The sequence below is a fragment of the Novosphingobium sp. 550D genome, assembly GCF_057401885.1.
In genome coordinates this window covers 3,123,617-3,140,775 of record NZ_CM171613.1, presented here as the reverse complement: position 1 = coordinate 3,140,775, position 17,159 = coordinate 3,123,617, and the positions used below count along the sequence as shown (strand labels likewise).

Genomic DNA, 17,159 nt, shown 5'->3' with positions numbered 1-17,159 from the left:
TGGCGGGGGCCGGTGAGGGCCGGCCCCCGCCAACGGCTCATCAAAAGCTGACCCGAACACCCATGGTCATATAACGACCAATGGGATCATAGGCGCTGCTGGCGGCCGTGGTAAAGGTTGTGACGGGCAAAGGCGAAAGCGGCGGCGCCCGGTCAAACAGATTGGCGACCGAGAGATAGATCTGTTGGTTGCCCCCGCCAATGTGGAGATTATAGGTGCCCGTCACATTGGTATAGAACACGGCGGGCGTGTGGTTGATGTTCACATCCACCCCTTCGACCCAATCCGCGCGCAGCTTGGCCGCGCTGATAAAGCGTTCCTGCACAAAGAGCGAGAAGTCGCCCTTGGTCCAGGTGGCCTGCGCCACGCCGCTCCAGCGGGGCGTGGTGGTTTCGCCCAGACCTTCCAGAACCGGCGAACCGGGCGACTGCGAGTTGTTCTGCAGCCCATGGTTGCCCACAAGGCGCAGGTTCAGCTTGCCGCCCGCCAGCGTGGTTTTATAGCCCAGTTCAAAGTCGATCCCGGCCACCGTCTGCGCGGCCAGATTGAGGTTGGGGCGCTGGATGCTGAGCGAGCCGGAGGACAGAACGGTGATATTGGCGCATTGCACCTGATTGCCCGCCGCGCATTCATCCACCACGCGCTGTTCGGTCAAGGTGGTGATCGCGTCATTCAGCTTGATCTTGTAATAATCGACCGAGGCCGAAAAACCGGGCAGCCAACCGGGCTGGAACACCGCGCCAAAGGTGGTGGTCAGCGCCTTTTCGGGGCGCAGGTTGGGGTTGCCGGTGGCAAAATTGACCTGCGGGGTCTGAACGCCCTTGTACACGACGTTGCCGTTGAGCTGTGTGGCCGGATTGTAGAGTTCTAGCAGATTGGGCGCACGGATGTCGCGCGACACCGTGCCGCGGAACCGCAGTGCGTCATTGACCTGCCAGCTGCCGCCCAGTTTCCATGTCGTCACGCCGCCCGACGTGCTGTAATCGGCATAGCGCACCGCGCCGTTCAGATCGAGCGAGCGGGCAAAGGGCACATCCTTGAGTACCGGTACGGCGACTTCGAGATAGCCTTCGCGGATGTCATACTGACCCGAAAACGGCAGGGGATTGAAGAAGCGATAAGGCCCCTGACGACCGTTGAGCGCCGACGGCCCGCCCCGGATGCCGGTGAAATCGATGCGGGTGGGCGAAAGTGCGTCGGTGGTCTGGCGGGCGGTTTCCTTGCGGTGTTCGACCCCTGCGGCCACCGCGATCGGTCCTGCCAACTGGATCTTGTCGCCCAGATCGCCGCGGATATTGGCCGACACCACCTGTTGGCGCAGGCGCAGGTTGAGCACATTGTCGCCGGTCACGTAATCGGTGATGGCCTGATTGGCGGCCTGCGGACCGAACAGGTTGCGCGGCGTACAGCCCGGATCAAGCCCGGCCAGTGTCGAGCGGCAGACAATCCGCCCCGACGCCGGATCACGCACCGCATCGGCCGCAGCATAGAGATTGCGCGCGATGGTCAGATTGTTTGAGCGCAGTTCCTGATCGGTCTGGCCGAAGGTATAGCTGGCATCATATTTCCACGATCCGCCCAGCGTGCCGCGCACGCCCAGCGACCCGTGATAGACGCTGATCTTCGATTCATTTTCCGACAGCGGCAATTCGCCTTCAAACCGGCCCATCTGGAACGACTGGACACCCGCCGTCACCATCCGCGCCAGAACGTCCGCAGGAAGATAAGCATTGTCGCGATAGATCGTATAGGCCGCGCTCGATCCGGTGTTCTGGCTGACAAAGGCGCCTTGGGTGGTGTGGCTGTTGGCGTAAAGCCCTTCGGCAAAGATGGTGGTGGCGGGCGAGAGGTCGAATTCCGCGCGGGCAAACGCGTTGTAACGGGTTTGCGTCGGCATCAGGCCGATATTGGCCCGCGCGCCGTCGCCGCCGCTTTGAAAGGCCGTGCCGGTGTTCGTGCCGTAATTGAAGGGCGCCGCAACGCCGCCGGGCAGGAATTGCGTGCCGCGCAGCGGCCCGGCCGAGATCAGCCCGCTATAAGTGCCCGCCGAGCTGCGGATCGAGGGGATCACAAGGTTGCGCGGAAAAGCCCCGGCCGTAGGATTGGCAATCATGCCTGCATTGTTGTCAAACCAAGCCCGGCCTGTGCGCTGATCGGCGCGCAGGCCCTTTTGATGGAAATAGTCGGCCCCCGCGATGAAGTGGAACCGGTCATCGGCCCCCGACACGCCATAGGCCACCGATCCGCCCACCGAGGGCAGATCACCATGGCCTGAGATGCCGCCCAGAGCTTCGGCCTTGAACCCCTTGAATTTGGTGTCCAGCACAAAGTTGACCACGCCCGCCACAGCGTCCGAACCATAGGCCGCCGATGCGCCGCCCGTCACCACATCGACCCGGCTGATCAGCCCCTGGGGCAGGATGTTGATATCGACCTAACCGCCGCTGTTGGTGGCGGGCATACGGCGACCGTCCAGCAGGACCAGCGTGCGCTGAGCCCCAAGACCGCGCAGGTTGAGCAGGTTCTGGCCGCTGTTGCCGCCGCGGCTGTTGGTGGTCGAAGGGCTGGATGTTTTGGTGCTGCCGTTAAAGACCGGCAATTGGTTAAGGCCATCGGCCAGATTGGTCGGGGCCGAGGCGCGCAATTGTTCGGTGGTGGTGATGGTGACGGGGGTGGGCGCCTTGAACCCGGTGGCAACGCGGCTGCCGGTGACGACGATGGCGGCATCGGCAGGGTTGGCGGGGGCAGGGTTGGCGGGGGCGGTTTCGGCGGGGGCCTCGGCGGGTGCCGGGGCTGACTGCTGCGCCAGCGCGGGGGCCGACATCAACAGGACCATGGCAACCGGCATCATGGCGGCCCCTTGAATGAATTTGCTTTTCGCGGTTGTGTTGATCACTTCCATCTCCCTAGATTTCTATAATTCTTGAAAGTTATGAATTCATGCCTGACGATTGAGCCGTCCGCCGATCAGCAGGGCCAGCAAGGAAAGCAACGCGGCCGCCGCGCACCATGCGCCGGGAATGGCCTTGTCGCCGGTCGCCTCGATCAACGCGGTGCAGATCGCCGGGGTAAAGCCGCCGAAGATCGCGGTGGCCATGCTGTAGGCGAGGCTGAAGCCGACGGTGCGGACATGGGCGGGGATCACCTCGGTCAGATAGACGATGAAGGCGCCGTTATAGGTGGCATAGACAGCCGCCATCAGCAGTTCGGCGGTCAGCAGGCCACCAAAGCTGGGGCCGGCCACCAGCCAGCGCATCAGCGGATAGGTCATCACCGCCGCCAGCGTCGTGGCCCCGATCAGCAGCGGGCGGCGACCGATACGGTCCGACAACGCCCCCATCACCGGCAGCAGCACGAAATTGGTAACGCCGACACAGGCCGTGATGAACAGGCTCTCACCGGGGCCGAGTTTCAGCACCTTGCTGCCATAGGTGGGGGTATAGGCGGTGACCATATAGAAGAACACCGTCGTCATCACCGCCATCAGCGCGCCCTGCAGGACAAGACCCCAGTTGCTGCCGATCATGCGCATGATCTGGCCGATCTGCGGATGTTCCTTGCGGTTCAGAAAGACCTCGGTTTCCTCGACATGGCGGCGGATCAGGAACAGGAACGGGATCATCGCGCAGCCGATCACAAAGGGCACGCGCCAGCCCCAGTCCTGCATGGTTTCGGGCGACAGGCTGGTGGACACCAGCAGGCCGATCAGCGCGGCAAAGACCACCGCGGCCTGTTGGCTGGCCGATTGCCACGAGGTGAAGAAGCCCTTGCGGTCGGGCGGAGCGATCTCGTTGAGATAGACCGAAACCCCGCCGACCTCGACACCGGCCGAGAGGCCCTGAACCAGGCGGCCCGCCAGAATAATCAGGGGGGCGGCCAGACCGATTTGGGCATAGGTGGGCGTAATGGCAATCGCCAATGTGCCCAGCGCCATCAGACCCAGCGTCAGCAGCAAACCCTTGCGGCGGCCGTGCCGATCCACATAGGCCCCCAGCACCAGCGCGCCCACCGGGCGCATCAAAAAGCCCGCGCCAAAAGTCATCAGCGTCAGCAGCAGCGAGGCAAATTCGCTGCCCGTGGGGAAAAAGGCCTTGGAAATATAGGTCGCATAATAGCCGAAGACCATGAAATCGAACATTTCAAGGAAATTGCCGCTGGCAACGATGAAGATCGATTTGAAGGCCGATTTGCGGCTTGCGGCCCCGGCAAGGCCGTTTGCCGCGAGGGTGGATGACATGTTCATGGCGTTACCTTCTGCGATGCCGGCTCCATGCCGCTGGCGCGGATGGCGGCTTCGGCCTTGGAAGAGGACAGGAAATCGAGCAGGGCACGGGAGGCCTGTTGGCGGGACGAATTGGCCACAACCCCCCCCGAAAAGGCGGTCACTTTCTGAAGCTCGTCAGGGACAAGGCCGATGATGCGGATGCCTTTGACGGGTTTGAGTTCGGACAATTGCTGGAACCCGATCTGGGCCTCGCCGCGCGCCACGATCTCGCCCACAGGCGTGGCGGGGATCATGCGACCCTTGGGCCGGACAATGTCGGCCACGCCCAGACGGTCGAGCATGGTGGTCTGGATATAGACGCCGCTGGCGCTGTCGGACCACGCAACAGATTGCGCCGCGATCAGCGTCTGGCGCAGGGCCGCAGGGGTGGAGATGTCGGGCACAGGGGCGCCTTCACGCACCGCCACGGCGATTTTGGACAGCGCCAGATCAACCGGCGTGCCGGGTGACACCTTGCCCTGCGTCACCAGATTGTCCAGCGCCGAACGGGCAAGGATTACCACATCGGCCTGTTCACCACGGGCGAGACGCGCCGGAATGGCATTGACGGTTGTGCCCATGGAGGGGCCATGACCAATGACGATCCTTGTGCCGGTCTGCGCCGTGTATTGAGCGGCCAGAACGTCAAAGGCCGCGTTGAAACCGCCCGATGTCAAAACATGCAGCTCATTTGTGGCGACAGGCGGGGCGGACGGCGTCCGCGCGCCCGGATGGTGGCAAGCGGCCAGCAGCGGGGCGAGTATAAGCCCCAGCACGACGCTCCGGCGAGCCCGCGAGGCAGGTCCGCCCGCGCCGGTTCGCACATCCTTGTTCAATAGCCGGCGCATGACAGGCTCACTCCCATTTTATCGCCTCTTTGGACGTTTTTGTCTGCGGCCGGGCTTGAGATGGCGCCCGGCTGTGTTTGACTATAGAAGCAACCCGACATATATTTATCAAATGCAATTATCGGTTGGCGTAATGCGTATGGCGCATAAATTGCCGGGGGAGCGATAGAGTGCTGCGTCATCTTTATGTGCAGGTCGTGCTGGGGGGCCTGGCCGGTATTGTCGTAGGGCATTTCTGGCCGAGGCTGGGGGTAGAGCTGGGGCCGCTGGGCATTGCCTTTGTCAAGACGATGCGGATGATGGTTCCGCCCATCCTGTTTTGCACCATTGTCGATGGGATCGTGCTGCATGGCGGGGCGGTGCGCACCGGAACCACCGTGGTGCGGGCGCTAATCGTGTTTGCGGCGATCACCATCGGCGCGCTGTTGATGGGGCTGCTGGTGGCGGGCCTGCTGCGGCCGGGCGCGGGATTACAGGTTCCTCCGCCGGTGGCGGGCGGCGTTGATCTTCATCGCCAATTGGCCGGGGCGCCCATCAACGGGCCGGGCGAATTTCTGCTGCGCATGGTGCCGGAAACCTTCTTTTCCGCCTTTACCGCAGGCGACATTCTGCCGGTGCTGTTCATCGCGGGGCTGGTGGGGTTTGGGCTGCTGCATATTGGCGCGGCGGGCGAACCGATTGTGCGGGGATTGCGCGTTCTGGCCCAGTTGCAGTTTGCCATCGTCGGCTTTCTCCTGCGCGTGGCGCCGATCGGCGCATTTGGGGCCATCGCTTATACGGTGGGGTCCTATGGCATCGGCTTTATCAGCTCGCTGGGCATGCTGGTGGCCACGTTGGCGCTGGCCTGCATCGGGCTGATGGCGGGTTTGCTGATCGTGGTCCATGTGCGCACGGGCCTGCGCCCCTTTGCCCTGTTGCGGCACTTCCGCGATGAAATGCTGATCATCGCGGGCACGTCATCCAGCGAGGTGGTGCTGCCCCGCCTGATGTCGAAACTGGAAGGCATGGGTGGCGATCCGGCGGTGGTCGGGCTGGTGATGCCGGTGGGCTATACGCTCAATCTGGCGGGGACGGCGGTCTATCTGATCGTGGCCACGCTGTTCCTGTCCGAGGCGCTGAACATCCCCCTGCCGCCAGAGCGGATCGCGCTCTATCTGATGGTCATGCTGGTGACGTCCAAGGCCGCCGCCGGGGTGATCGGCAGCGGTTTTTCCGCGCTTTTGCTCACGCTATCGCTGCTGCCCGATGTGCCGGTGGCGGCGGCCGCCATGCTGATCGCGGTGGATCGCATCCTTTCGACCTTGCGCGCCCTGACCAGCGGCGTGGCGAATATCAGCGCGACCCTGTTGGTGGCGCGATGGAACGGCGGGCGCTTTACGCTTTAGCCTGCGTCCATGCCTGCGAAAGCAGGCTGACCAGCCGGGCGCAGGCGGGCGACAATTGACCGCCGGGCCGCTGCAGCAGGCCGATGCTGCGGAAAATCACCGGGTCTTTCAACGGTCGCCACACCAGATTGCCCGCCTCCGGCCCCGCACAGGCCAGCTTTGGCAGCACCGATGGCCCAAGCCCTGCATCCACCAGCGCCAGTGCCGATGTCAGGCGGGTCACTTCATAAAACCAGCTCAGATTGATGCCCTGCGCGGCCAGCCCGGCCTCCAACGTGGTGCGGTTGCCGCTGGCGCGGTGGACCGTCACCAACCGACGCTCCACCAGATCGGCCCAGCTGACATCGGCCTTGGCGCCAAGCGGATCATCCTTGCGGCACACCAGCCCATAGGGATCGTCATAGAGCGGCGAATAGACCAGATCAGAATCCGACCCGACCGGCAGCGACAGGCCGAATTCGGCCTCGCCGGTACGCACCGCCTCGGCGCATTCCCCGGCGGAAAGGTCGAGGATGCGCACCCGCGTGTTGCGATAATCGAGCGAAAAACGCTGCAGCACCTCGGGCAGGAACTGCACCGTGGCGCTGGGGATGCTGGCCAGCGTGATGCGGCCCGCCGCCCTTTCGCCCTGCGCCATCAGGCCGACCAGCGATCCGTCGATTTCCTGCAGCATCCGGCGGATCAGCGGCACCACCTGTGCGCCCGCCGCCGTCAGGCGCACCGTCCGCGTGGTCCGCTCGACCAGAACCGTGCCCACGGCCTGTTCCAATTTCTGGATCCGGCGGCTGAGCGCGGGCTGGGACAGGTTCAATTGCTGTGCCGCGCGCATAAAGCTGCGCCCATCGGCCACGGCAACCAGTGCGCGCAGGTCCAGCAATTCACAATTCATCGGGATGGGAAAGGTCATAGCGGCCTGCCAGTTACTGTGGCGGAGTAAAAGCGGCGCGGGCCTGCGCCACGCGTTCTCTTGTCACACAGCCGATGGCATGATCATTGACCAGCCCCATCGCCTGCATGAAAGCATAGGCGGTGGTCGGCCCGACAAAGGCCCAGCCGCGCTTTTTGAGATCCTTGGACAGGGCAACCGATGTGGGGGTGGTTGAAACGACCTGTAAAGCGGCGCCCGGTTCGACCCTCTCCTCATAACGCCAGAAATAGGCGGCAAGTGAGCCTTCCTGTTGGACCATTTCCACAGCGCGCCCGGCATTCCGGATCGTGGCCTCGATCTTTCCGCGATGGCGCACGATGCCTTCGTCATGGAGCAGTCGTTCGACATCGGTCTGATCATAGGCGGCAATGCGGTGGAAATCGAAACCGTCGAAGGCGGCCCGAAAATTCTCCCGCTTGGTCAGGATGGTGCGCCAGCTTAGCCCCGACTGAAACCCTTCCAATGTCAGCTTTTCAAACAGGCGGCGATCATCGGCCGCCGGAAAGCCCCATTCGGTATCATGATAGGCCAGATAATCCGCCGTTGCGGCACACCATCGACAGCGGTGATGCCCGTCGGGGCCGGGGACGGTTGCGTTCATCGTTCGGGCCTTTCGAATGGATGGGACGGTTTGGCAACGATCCGGGCGGATGGCGTTTTCTGCTCTGTCATGCCTGCGCCCCGGCTGCATTTTGTCGCACAGCTTTTGCCACGGGACGGGGCTGGGTTCAATTACTGGGGTTCAATTAAAAGGGGATCTCGATCCCTTCGAAATCGAAGAGTTTGCCGCTGTCATGCGGTTTGAGATCCTCGATCACATCCAGCAATTGCAGGGCCGCACGTTCGGCATCGAACAGTTTTCCCGCCACAACATTGCCCTGAAACGGGCGGGACAGGTCCGTGTCCACCGTGCCGGGATGGAGCGTGACGACAATCGAGCGGTCATTGCGGCGGCGTTCCTCGATGGCCAGATTGCGCACCAGCATGTTCAGCGCCGCCTTTGACGCGCGATAGCCATGCCAACCGCCCAACCGATTGTCCGTGATCGACCCCACCCTTGCGGATAGCGCGGCAAAAACCGCCCGCCCGGTTCGGGGCATGAGCGGCAGGAAGTGCTTGGCCACCATCACCGGGCCGATCGCATTGACGGCATGGACCCGCGCCAGCCACGCCGGATCAAGATCACGCAGCGCCTTTTCCGGCCCGCGACCGTCTTCATGCAGCAATCCGGTGGCCACGATAATCAGCGTCGGCGGCGGCCCCTTGGTCACATGCGCCGCGGCGGCGGCAATGCTGGCCTCGTCCAGCAGGTCGATGTGTTGCGCGCCGCCGCGTGATCGGGCAAAGCCGTGGACGGTTTCAAAGCCACCTTCCTCGATCAGCGCCGTTTCAAACGCATGGCCGATACCGCCCGATGCCCCGATGATGACGGCGCTGTTCTTGCTCATGCGCGGGTGAACCGCCAGCGGTCGGCATCGCTTTGGGCGGCGTCAAAACGATAGCCGTCGCTGTCAAAGCCGCGCATCGCGTCAATGTCGGTGATGTGATGTTCGCACATCCATCGCGCCATCATGCCCCGCGCCCGCTTGGCGTGAAAGCTGATGAAGCGCGGGCCATCGGGGCCGCCTTCGCGAAATTCGACCTCGACCACGCGCAGCCCCGACAATTGCCCGGCAACGGCGGCAAAATATTCCTGACTGGCCAGATTGAGCACCGCGCCCGAGCCTTCCTCCGCCACTTGCGCGCGCAGATGGTTGGCGATCCGGTCACCCCACCAGTCGGTCAGCTTTTTTGGCCCCTGTGGTCGGGGCGGTGCCCAGCGCGTGCCCATTTCCAGCCGATAGGGCCGGATGGCGTCGAGCGGGCGCAGAAGGCCATAGAGGCCCGAAAGCATCCGGACATGGTCCTGCGCAAAGGTGACGGCGGCCTCATCAAGCGTATGGACCTCAAAGCCGGTATAGACATCGCCGGCAAAGGCAAAGAGCGCCTGCCGTTCGGGCAAATCGGCAAAATTGTTGAAACGCTCGACATTCAATTGCGCCAGCTTGGGCGAAATATGCATCAGCTTGCCCAATTGCTCGGCGCTCAGATCAGCAGCAGATTGCGCCAGATCGAGAGCCTCCTGCGCGAAATGCGGGTTTGAAACGGCGAGCGTTGGCAGGGTGCGTTCAAAATCGAGCGTCTTGGCCGGGGAGAGCAGTGCAATCATCCCCATCGCGTTAGCGAGAGCGAAGGGCAGCGTCAAACTGTCCGCGCGGCCATGTGGGGTCTTGCAAGAACGCGGGTGGCTGTTGGGCCGCGATGAAGGGCGATACCAGGATGAGAGGACGGAAGCCTTTTTTGACAAATGCTTATGCCTTGATGCTGGCCGGGCGGATAGGGCGCGCAAATTTCCATATGAATGCGGACCGTCAGCATCTTGCAACCGATTGCGTAAAACTTCAATATCATCGCCAAGACAAGCGTGGCGGCCGAATCAGGAACTGCCGGACACGCCCATAAAAAGGGAGCAGAATTGATGAAGTTGGAGAGGAAACCTGCCTGCTCGACGGTGATCATCGCGCAGACGGCGGCTACCAAGTCTTCGCTCGATCATGTCCCGGCGCATGACATCACTCTGGCCGACATGAAGAGGGCGCAAGCATGACAACCTCAAGAATGGGCAAATTTGCACTCACTGCGGCGCTGGGCACCGCAATGGCCTTGAGCGCCTTTGCCGCGCAGGCCGCCAAACCGGCCCCGACGTCGCAGACGGAAATGGCGGCCGCAAAGGCCCAGCCTTGGTGGACCCATGCCGTCATCTATGAAATCTATCCCCGCAGTTTTCAGGACAGCAATGGCGACGGCGTGGGCGACCTGAACGGCGTGACGCAGCGGCTTGATTATCTTAAAACGCTGGGGGTGGACGCTATCTGGCTGACGCCGTTTTATCCTTCGCCCAATGCCGATTTTGGCTATGACGTGTCCGATTATACCGCCGTGGCGCGCGAATATGGCACGATGGCCGACTGGGACCGGTTGACCCGCGAGGCGCGCAAGCGGGGTATCCGGGTGATGGTCGATCTGGTGCTCAACCATTCCTCGGATCAGCATCCGTGGTTCAAGGAATCGCGCTCATCGCGCAACAATCCCAAGCGCGACTGGTATGTCTGGCACGATCCCGCGCCCGATGGCGGGCCGCCCAGCAATTGGGAATCGATCTTTGGCGGATCGACGTGGGAGTATGACAAGCCCACCGGCCAATATTACTATCATATCTTTTTGAAGGAACAGCCCGATCTAAATTGGGCCAATCCGGGGCTGCAAAAGGCGATGCATGATGTGGCGCGCTTCTGGTTGCGCCATGGTGCCGCCGGGTTTCGCCTTGATGCCACGCCCTATCTGTTTGAAGACACCAATTGGCCCAATGACCCGGATGTGAAATCGGGCGCGCCGGTGGGGCTGAAACCCTATAACAGCAACCTGCCCGCCACGCGCGCGGCGCTGCGGGGCTTGCGCAAGGTGGTGGACAGTTTCCCCGGCGACCGGGTGCTGCTGGGTGAAAACGCGATTTCCTCGATCGCTGATCTGCGCCGGGTCTATGGAGAAAAGGGCGACGAGATCAACCTGCCGATGGATTTCCTTTACAAGGATGTGGCGGGACTTGATGCGGCGGCCTTCAAGGCGCGCATTGATGAGGCCGAACTGAAGCTCGACGGATTCCCCCCCGTTTTCCATTTCAGCAACCACGATTCCCCGCGCCAATACTCGCGCTTTGGCGATGGAACGCATAATGACCAGATCGCCCGGATCACCGCGGCCATGACGCTGACCCTGCGCGGCACGGCGTTGATGTATTACGGCGAAGAGATCGGCATGCCCAATCTGGCGCCCGAAGAATTGCGCGACATTCCCCTTGGCCCCAAGCGCAAGGTGGCCGACAATCGCGACCCCGAACGTTCGCCCATGCAATGGAGCGCGGGGAAGGGCGCGAGCTTTACCAGCGGCGATCCGTGGTTGCCGGTGGGGCGCTCGGCCGGGACGGTCAATGTCGCCAGCCAGCAGGCAGATAAGGGATCGCTCTTTCACTGGTATGCCCGGTTGCTGAACTTGCGCAAGGTGAATGCGGCGATGCGTGACGGGGCCTATATTCCTTTGGAATCCGGCAATTCCAAGGTTTTGGCCTATGCCCGACGGGATGCGAAAGGGCATGGCGTGCTGGTCCTGCTTAACATGAGCGGTCAGCCCCAGACAATGTCCATCAGCGGTTGGACGGGCCACGCGCCGACACTGGGCGACACGCTGATGACCAGCGCGCCGGGCGCGACGTTGGATTGGCATCACCCGGAGCTTGAGCCATTCGGCGTACGTCTGGTTGCGTTCAAGGGGGGCTGATGCCCTAAGGGGCGGCAGGTGTTTTAGAGGCCAATGATGTCTTCAAGGACCAAGGCTTCTGTCTGCCGCCGCTTTGCCCGTTCACGCATTCATGATGGCGGCTCATTCCTCTGGAAATGCTTGGCTGTATAGACGACGGCCCATCCTACCTGATCCCAATGACGTTCCCCAACCAGATACCCAGTGCCCGATCAGAAGCGGACGCGCAAACCGATCGATCCGGTCGTGCTGTTGCCCGCCACGGCGCGTGCGGTGCGCGTGACCTGTGTGTCCAGCCATAGCCGGGGTGCCAGTTGCCAGATGCCCGACATGGCGATTTCCTCAAACCCGTCGGGCGTGCGCACGGGTTCCGGGCCCGTCGCGCTGGGCGGCGGGGAAAGGCGCCACGTCGTCATGCCATTGTCGGTGACATAATGCGAATAGGCGACGCCCAGATAATGCTGTCCCCGGCGCCCCAACGCGCGGTCCACGCGCAGGGAGGCGATTCCCGTCAGCGCCCTTTCGCCCAGTTCGAAATCCGATAAGGCCTGACTGGTGAAATCGAAACGCTGGTGCAGCGAACGAGTATAGACATATTGGCCCGCAATGGTCGGCGTGATGTACCAACGCGACGATGGCTGAAACACCCGCCCCACGCGCAGCCCTGCGGCGAAATAGCCCGACCCAGAGGTAATGCCGCTCTGACGTGTGCCGCCCAAACCCTGAATTGCGCCATAGACCTGTCGGCCATAGCTGGCATAAGCGTCCGCCACCCAGCCGTGCCAGTTGCCGCCCGCGCCGATTGATCCGATGTGATAGGTCGACGGGATGGCCGCATCGGCCTGTTGCAACGTGCCGCCAAACAAAGTGTAGGCCGCGCGCAGATACGTCGCCCCCTTGTACCGCGTGACGGCCAGCGAGCCGTAGGGGCTGCTGGTTGTCGTATCGCGATCGACGATGCCGCCCGTTGCGCTGGCCACCCAGATCGCCTTGGGCGGAGGAGCGGCGGGGATTTCCAGCCTTTCGGGCTGGGCTGTCGGTTCGGGGGCTTCAACCGTCTGCGCCTGTGCGGCGTTACAGGAAAGCGCCATTACGGCGGCTAATATCAATCTTCGCATCATGCGGCCTTGGGCAAGATTTCATCATAAAGCGTGGGCAGCACTAGCTTGGCGACAAAGCCTTCCTCGCGCTGTTCCAGCAGCACATCGCTACCATGCGCGCGGGCAATCGAACGGCATACGGCAAGCCCAAGGCCGCTGCCGGGCTTGTCGGATTCGATGGCCTGTTCGCAACGGAAAAAGGGTTCAAAGGCCCGCTCGCGATCTTCCAAAGCGATGCCCGGCCCATTGTCGATGATTTCGGCCACGGCCCCCTGCTCATTCACCAAGACACGCACACGGGCCTGGTGGCCATATTTCAGCGCATTTTCAAGCAGATTGCCCAGCAACCGCCGGATGCCCAGCGGATCGACCTCTACCCGGATCGGGGTGACGACATCCAGACGAACGCGGTCGCCCATGACGCGGGCATCCTCCACCGCATCACGGACCAATTCGGCCAGATCAATCCTTTGCCGCGCGCCGGGCGTCGATGCGTCACGAATAAAGGAGATGACCTGACTGATCATCATCTCCATTTCATCCACCTCGGCCAGCAAGGCATCGCGTTGATCGTCGGGCACATCCTCCAGCCTGAAACGCAGGCGCGTCAAAGGTGTGCGCAGATCATGGCTGATTGCGCCGACCATCGCGGTGCGGTCATCGACAAAGGCGCGCAATCGGTCGCGCATCTGGTTAAAGGCGCGGGCGGCGCGGCCCACTTCGGCCGGGCCGGACAGCGGCACAACATCGGCCGCCGGATCACGGCCCAGAACCTCGGCGGCGCGGACAAAGCCTTCCAGCGGTTTGACGATGCGCCGCGCAAACATCAACGCCAAAGGCACCGTGACCAGCAGCGAGAGCAGGAACCAGATCATCACCCGCTTTTGCCAGCGGTTGGGGAAAGGTTCGGCGCGCGGGGCCACGGCAATCCAGCTTCCATCGCTCTGACGCAGGGCGGCGACGAAATCGCCCTCGATAAAGGGCGGGGTCGTGAAGGATAGTGCGCCGCGCGCCTCGCGGAAGGGGATGGGTTGCGGAATGCCGATGGGGGCGGGCGATGTGGCCGCGACGCGGGGCGTTGTCACCATTTCGCCGGTGGAAAGATCATCGCGCGCGCCCATCACCGGCCGCGCCGGGGGCGCAATGCTGGCCATTGGCGCCAACTCTGATGCCGATCCATTATTGCGCAGCGTGGGCGTCGGGGCGGCCATGACCGAATATTGCTCGGTATGGATTGGGGCGGTCATCGGCGGGGGCATGCCAGCGCCGCCCATCGCCGCAGGGCCCATGCCCGCCATGCCGGGACCGGTTGCGCCGGGGCCAACGGGGCCTTGGCCCGCAATCGACGGGCCGGTCACGCGGGTGGGGCCGCCGGTCTGGACCTGCTGGCTGGTGGTCGAATTGGTTGTGTTGGTGATGGTTGAAATTGCTGGGCGCGACACGCCGCCTGCGGGCGCGCCGCCTGTGCCTGCTGGGGCGCCATTCTGCATCCCGCCGGGCATTTGCCCTCCCGCAGCATGGCCGCCCGGAATGCCGCCGCCGGGCGCGCCCCCCCCCGGAACGCCGCCGCCCGGCGCACCGCCGCCGGGATGGCCACCCCCGGGGATGCCACCGCCCGGAACGCCACCGCCCGGAACACCGCCACCGGGAAAACCGCCGCCCGGAAAGCCCCCTCCGGGAAATCCTCCTCCGGGAAACCCATTGCCCGGACCGCCCATCGGACCGCCGCGCATACCCTGCGCATGAGCCGTGCCGATGAGGGCCGAGGTCAGGCTGGCATTTTCCAGCGGGTCGGCCATGGCCATCGGCCCGCGCGAACCATCGGCCGGAACCGTCACGCCGCCCACCGGCAATTGGGTATAAAAGGCCAGAACCACATGATCGCCCCTTTGCCCCAGCCGCCGCGCCAAAGCCTCGCGCGAGGTTTCCGAGACCAGCCAGCCCGAACCGCTGATGTCGGGCGGACCTTTCATGCTGCGAAATTCCAGATTCTCGCTGTCGGCCTTGCCCAGCAACATCCGGGCGACTTCTTCGATATCCCAGCGCTTGGGCGATGCGGGCGGGATCAGCACGGTCAGCGCCAGCGTGGCAAATTGCGCCACGATCAGGACGCCCACCAGCAGTCCCAACATTTGCACCCCCAGAGGAAGCGCCAGCTTACGACGGAAATAGGAAGCGGACATAGCCGCCGAAGTGCCATATCTGGCAGGAAATAGCGATTCCTGTTCGCGCCTATCGTCCGGGCAATTGGGCGCTTTCACGAATATCGAGGATGCTGCGCGATCCGTTTCGGCGTCCGAGCTGGACGACCACATCGATGACCGACCTTGCATAGGCCAGAATATCCTCGCGTGAAAGGCCAAGGCCCGCCTGACTGACCATCAGGGACAGTTGGTCAAGCGCGCCAGAGCAGCTGTTGGCATGTATGGTGGAGAACGATCCGGGGTGGCCGGTGTTAATGGCCCGAAGAAAGGTAATGGCCTCGCGCCCGCGCAATTCGCCGAGGACAATGCGGTCCGGGCGCAGGCGCAGGCTGGCGTGCAGCAGGTCGTCGGTGGTGATGCGCGCCTCGCCCATATCACCGCGCACCGCGACAAGGCCCAGTGCGTTGGGCGCGGACAGGCGCACCTCTGGCGTATCCTCGACCAGAATGATGCGTTCGGACGGATCAACCTCGCGCAGCAGGGCGTTGAGGAAGGTGGTCTTGCCGCTGGACGTGCCGCCCGCGATCAGGATCGTGCGCCGCATCCGCACCTGTTCGACCAGCCATCCCAAAGGATCGGCGTCGCGGTCGGTGGCGGGCGCGTCCATCGCCATGCCAAGAGCGCCCGTCGGCGCCCATGCTGACAGCGGCACATCGACCATCCGGTGTCGGCGGATCGACATGGCCCAATGGCCGCGTGTGGCGGGCGGAGCGACGATCTGGACCCGCGCGCCATCGGGCAGATTGGCCGCCATCAGCGGTTGCTGGCGGTTGATGCCTTGCGATGTGATGCGCGCAATCTGTTCGGCCAGCCTTTTGAGCAGGCGGTCGTCCACCTCCGCCACGGTGATCCGTTCCATGCGCGGCGCGCCGGCCACTTCGATCCAGACCTCGCCGGGCCGGTTGACCAGAATTTCCGACACATCCGCCCGCGCCAGAAAGGGCGCAAAGGGCGCCAGATAAGCGCCGAGATAGACATCCGTGGGCGAGGCCGGCGCGACGCTCATGGCGCCACGCTGGAAAAATCGAGGTCGCGGGCGGTGAAAATGCGGATGGGCTGGCCTTGCGCCACGCGGATCGTGGGGGGGATCTGGCCATCGCGCTGGACGGCGGCGGAGGCGGCGCTGGAGGTCGAACCGCTGATGACGACCGAGGTGCCGCTGCTGATCACCGCGCCAAGGCCGCCGATGACCGAGAGCAGCGTGGCCGCGCCAAAACGTTTGAAGAAATGGCTGTCGACCTCGCCCGACAGGCCCGAACGGCCCGAATATTCGACCGCAGGCGAAGCCAGCGCCACCGACACCCCATCGGGCCGGATCAACCGCGTCCACATGACATAGGCGCGGGTCTGCCCTGCGGAGAGGCCGCTTTTATACTGACCGATCAGGCGGGATGAGCGCGGGACCAGGACGCGCTTGCCGTCGAAGGAGCGCACATCCTGGCTGACCACGGCGCGGACATAGCCGGGCAGGTCGCTGTCGATGGCGGTTTCCAGAATGGCGGAAATCAGCGTGCCCTGCGTCACGGTGTTGGTCGTGTCGGCCATCCTGTGGGCGCTGGCGGTTTCAACGCCCGTTCCGCCCATGCGTGAGCCAAAGGCTTCGTTTTCGTTCAATCCGGCGGTGTTGGCCGGGGCGCCGGGGGCAATGGCAATGGCCTTTGTCGCGCCATCGGCATGGCCGTTCATGGCCGCGGATGTGTCATAGACCATCACTGGAGACGTGCCCATTTGCGGGGTAGGCTGGGCCATCACCGGCATGGAGGCCGTCGCCGGGGCGGGCGCAGCATGGTCGGCGGGCGGGGGCGGAACCACCGTCTCCGCTTGCGGCGGCAGATTGGGCATGGGGGCCAGCGGGGCCGGAGCGGTCGGCGCCACCACCGGGGCGGGCGATTTGCCGCCATGGCCGGACATGCTGATAAAGGTCAGCGCGCCCAGCGCCAGCGCAATGCCCCCGCCCAGCATCAGCCCGGCGCGATCCCGCCTCCGCGCATCACCCGCGACAATGGGAAAGGCGTTTCGGCTCGCGTCTTCGAGCGTGTCGGGCGACAGGGTGAGGCGGGGGTCTTTATCCATGGCG

General features: G+C 63.7%; 15 protein-coding genes. 2 read left to right on the top strand and 13 right to left on the bottom strand.

Going from position 1 to position 17,159, the window contains the following annotated elements:
- Positions 1 to 40 precede the first annotated feature (40 nt).
- The 4 genes from AC2S2E_RS14880 to AC2S2E_RS14865 form a co-directional block, all read right to left on the bottom strand.
- Complete coding sequence (locus AC2S2E_RS14880) at positions 41 to 2,386, bottom strand: TonB-dependent receptor domain-containing protein (protein ID WP_486522890.1); 2,346 nt, start codon at positions 2,384 to 2,386, stop codon at positions 41 to 43.
- 48 nt (positions 2,387 to 2,434) lie between these two features.
- Positions 2,435 to 2,851, bottom strand: coding sequence for a TonB-dependent receptor plug domain-containing protein (locus tag AC2S2E_RS14875; protein WP_486522889.1), 417 nt, complete (start codon positions 2,849 to 2,851; stop codon positions 2,435 to 2,437).
- Positions 2,852 to 2,938: 87 nt separating this feature from the next.
- Entirely contained in the window at positions 2,939 to 4,237 is a 1,299-nt protein-coding gene (gene tcuC / locus AC2S2E_RS14870) for a tricarballylate/proton symporter TcuC (RefSeq protein WP_486522888.1), read from the bottom strand.
- 2 nt (positions 4,238 to 4,239) lie between these two features.
- Positions 4,240 to 5,112 (bottom strand): substrate-binding domain-containing protein, encoded by an 873-nt coding sequence (locus tag AC2S2E_RS14865; protein WP_486522887.1) that lies wholly within the window; start codon positions 5,110 to 5,112, stop codon positions 4,240 to 4,242.
- A gap of 170 nt (positions 5,113 to 5,282) precedes the next feature.
- Between AC2S2E_RS14865 and AC2S2E_RS14860 the strand changes: the two genes are divergently transcribed.
- Positions 5,283 to 6,497 carry a cation:dicarboxylate symporter family transporter gene (locus AC2S2E_RS14860; protein ID WP_486522886.1) on the top strand — a complete coding sequence of 405 codons (1,215 nt, stop codon included), beginning with the start codon at positions 5,283 to 5,285 and terminating at the stop codon, positions 6,495 to 6,497.
- Here AC2S2E_RS14860 and AC2S2E_RS14855 read toward each other — a convergent pair.
- From AC2S2E_RS14855 to AC2S2E_RS14835, 5 genes are all read right to left on the bottom strand, one after another.
- A complete protein-coding gene (locus AC2S2E_RS14855; protein ID WP_476107657.1) occupies positions 6,487 to 7,404 on the bottom strand; it encodes a LysR family transcriptional regulator in 918 nt (305 codons plus the stop codon). The two genes, AC2S2E_RS14860 and AC2S2E_RS14855, sit on opposite strands and share 11 nt — an antisense overlap.
- 13 nt (positions 7,405 to 7,417) lie before the next feature.
- The gene (locus AC2S2E_RS14850; protein ID WP_486522885.1) at positions 7,418 to 8,026 is read right to left on the bottom strand and encodes a DNA-3-methyladenine glycosylase I; all 609 of its coding nucleotides are present in this window, start codon (positions 8,024 to 8,026) and stop codon (positions 7,418 to 7,420) included.
- Between the two features lie 145 nt (positions 8,027 to 8,171).
- The gene (locus AC2S2E_RS14845) at positions 8,172 to 8,873 is read right to left on the bottom strand and encodes an SDR family NAD(P)-dependent oxidoreductase (protein ID WP_486522884.1); all 702 of its coding nucleotides are present in this window, start codon (positions 8,871 to 8,873) and stop codon (positions 8,172 to 8,174) included.
- Positions 8,870 to 9,634 carry a peroxide stress protein YaaA gene (gene yaaA, locus AC2S2E_RS14840; protein WP_486524623.1) on the bottom strand — a complete coding sequence of 255 codons (765 nt, stop codon included), beginning with the start codon at positions 9,632 to 9,634 and terminating at the stop codon, positions 8,870 to 8,872. Before yaaA ends, AC2S2E_RS14845 begins: the two co-directional genes overlap by 4 nt.
- A 32-nt stretch (positions 9,635 to 9,666) precedes the next feature.
- Positions 9,667 to 9,984: a hypothetical protein gene (locus AC2S2E_RS14835; protein ID WP_486522883.1), complete on the bottom strand. Its 318-nt coding sequence runs from the start codon at positions 9,982 to 9,984 to the stop codon at positions 9,667 to 9,669.
- Between the two features lie 99 nt (positions 9,985 to 10,083).
- Between AC2S2E_RS14835 and AC2S2E_RS14830 the strand changes: the two genes are divergently transcribed.
- A complete protein-coding gene (locus tag AC2S2E_RS14830) occupies positions 10,084 to 11,799 on the top strand; it encodes a glycoside hydrolase family 13 protein (RefSeq protein ID WP_486522882.1) in 1,716 nt (571 codons plus the stop codon).
- A 191-nt stretch (positions 11,800 to 11,990) separates the two neighbouring features.
- Here the strand turns inward: AC2S2E_RS14830 and AC2S2E_RS14825 are convergent, their stop codons facing one another.
- The 4 genes from AC2S2E_RS14825 to AC2S2E_RS14810 are packed head-to-tail and all read right to left on the bottom strand — an operon-like array spanning position 11,991 to position 17,155.
- The gene (locus tag AC2S2E_RS14825; protein WP_486522881.1) at positions 11,991 to 12,869 is read right to left on the bottom strand and encodes an autotransporter outer membrane beta-barrel domain-containing protein; all 879 of its coding nucleotides are present in this window, start codon (positions 12,867 to 12,869) and stop codon (positions 11,991 to 11,993) included.
- A 26-nt stretch (positions 12,870 to 12,895) separates the two neighbouring features.
- Positions 12,896 to 15,061: an ATP-binding protein gene (locus AC2S2E_RS14820; RefSeq protein WP_486522880.1), complete on the bottom strand. Its 2,166-nt coding sequence runs from the start codon at positions 15,059 to 15,061 to the stop codon at positions 12,896 to 12,898.
- Between the two features lie 49 nt (positions 15,062 to 15,110).
- Entirely contained in the window at positions 15,111 to 16,088 is a 978-nt protein-coding gene (virB11, locus tag AC2S2E_RS14815) for a P-type DNA transfer ATPase VirB11 (protein WP_486522879.1), read from the bottom strand.
- Positions 16,085 to 17,155, bottom strand: coding sequence for a TrbI/VirB10 family protein (locus tag AC2S2E_RS14810; RefSeq protein WP_486522878.1), 1,071 nt, complete (start codon positions 17,153 to 17,155; stop codon positions 16,085 to 16,087). The genes virB11 and AC2S2E_RS14810 overlap by 4 nt, the downstream gene beginning before the upstream one ends.
- Positions 17,156 to 17,159 lie beyond the last annotated feature (4 nt).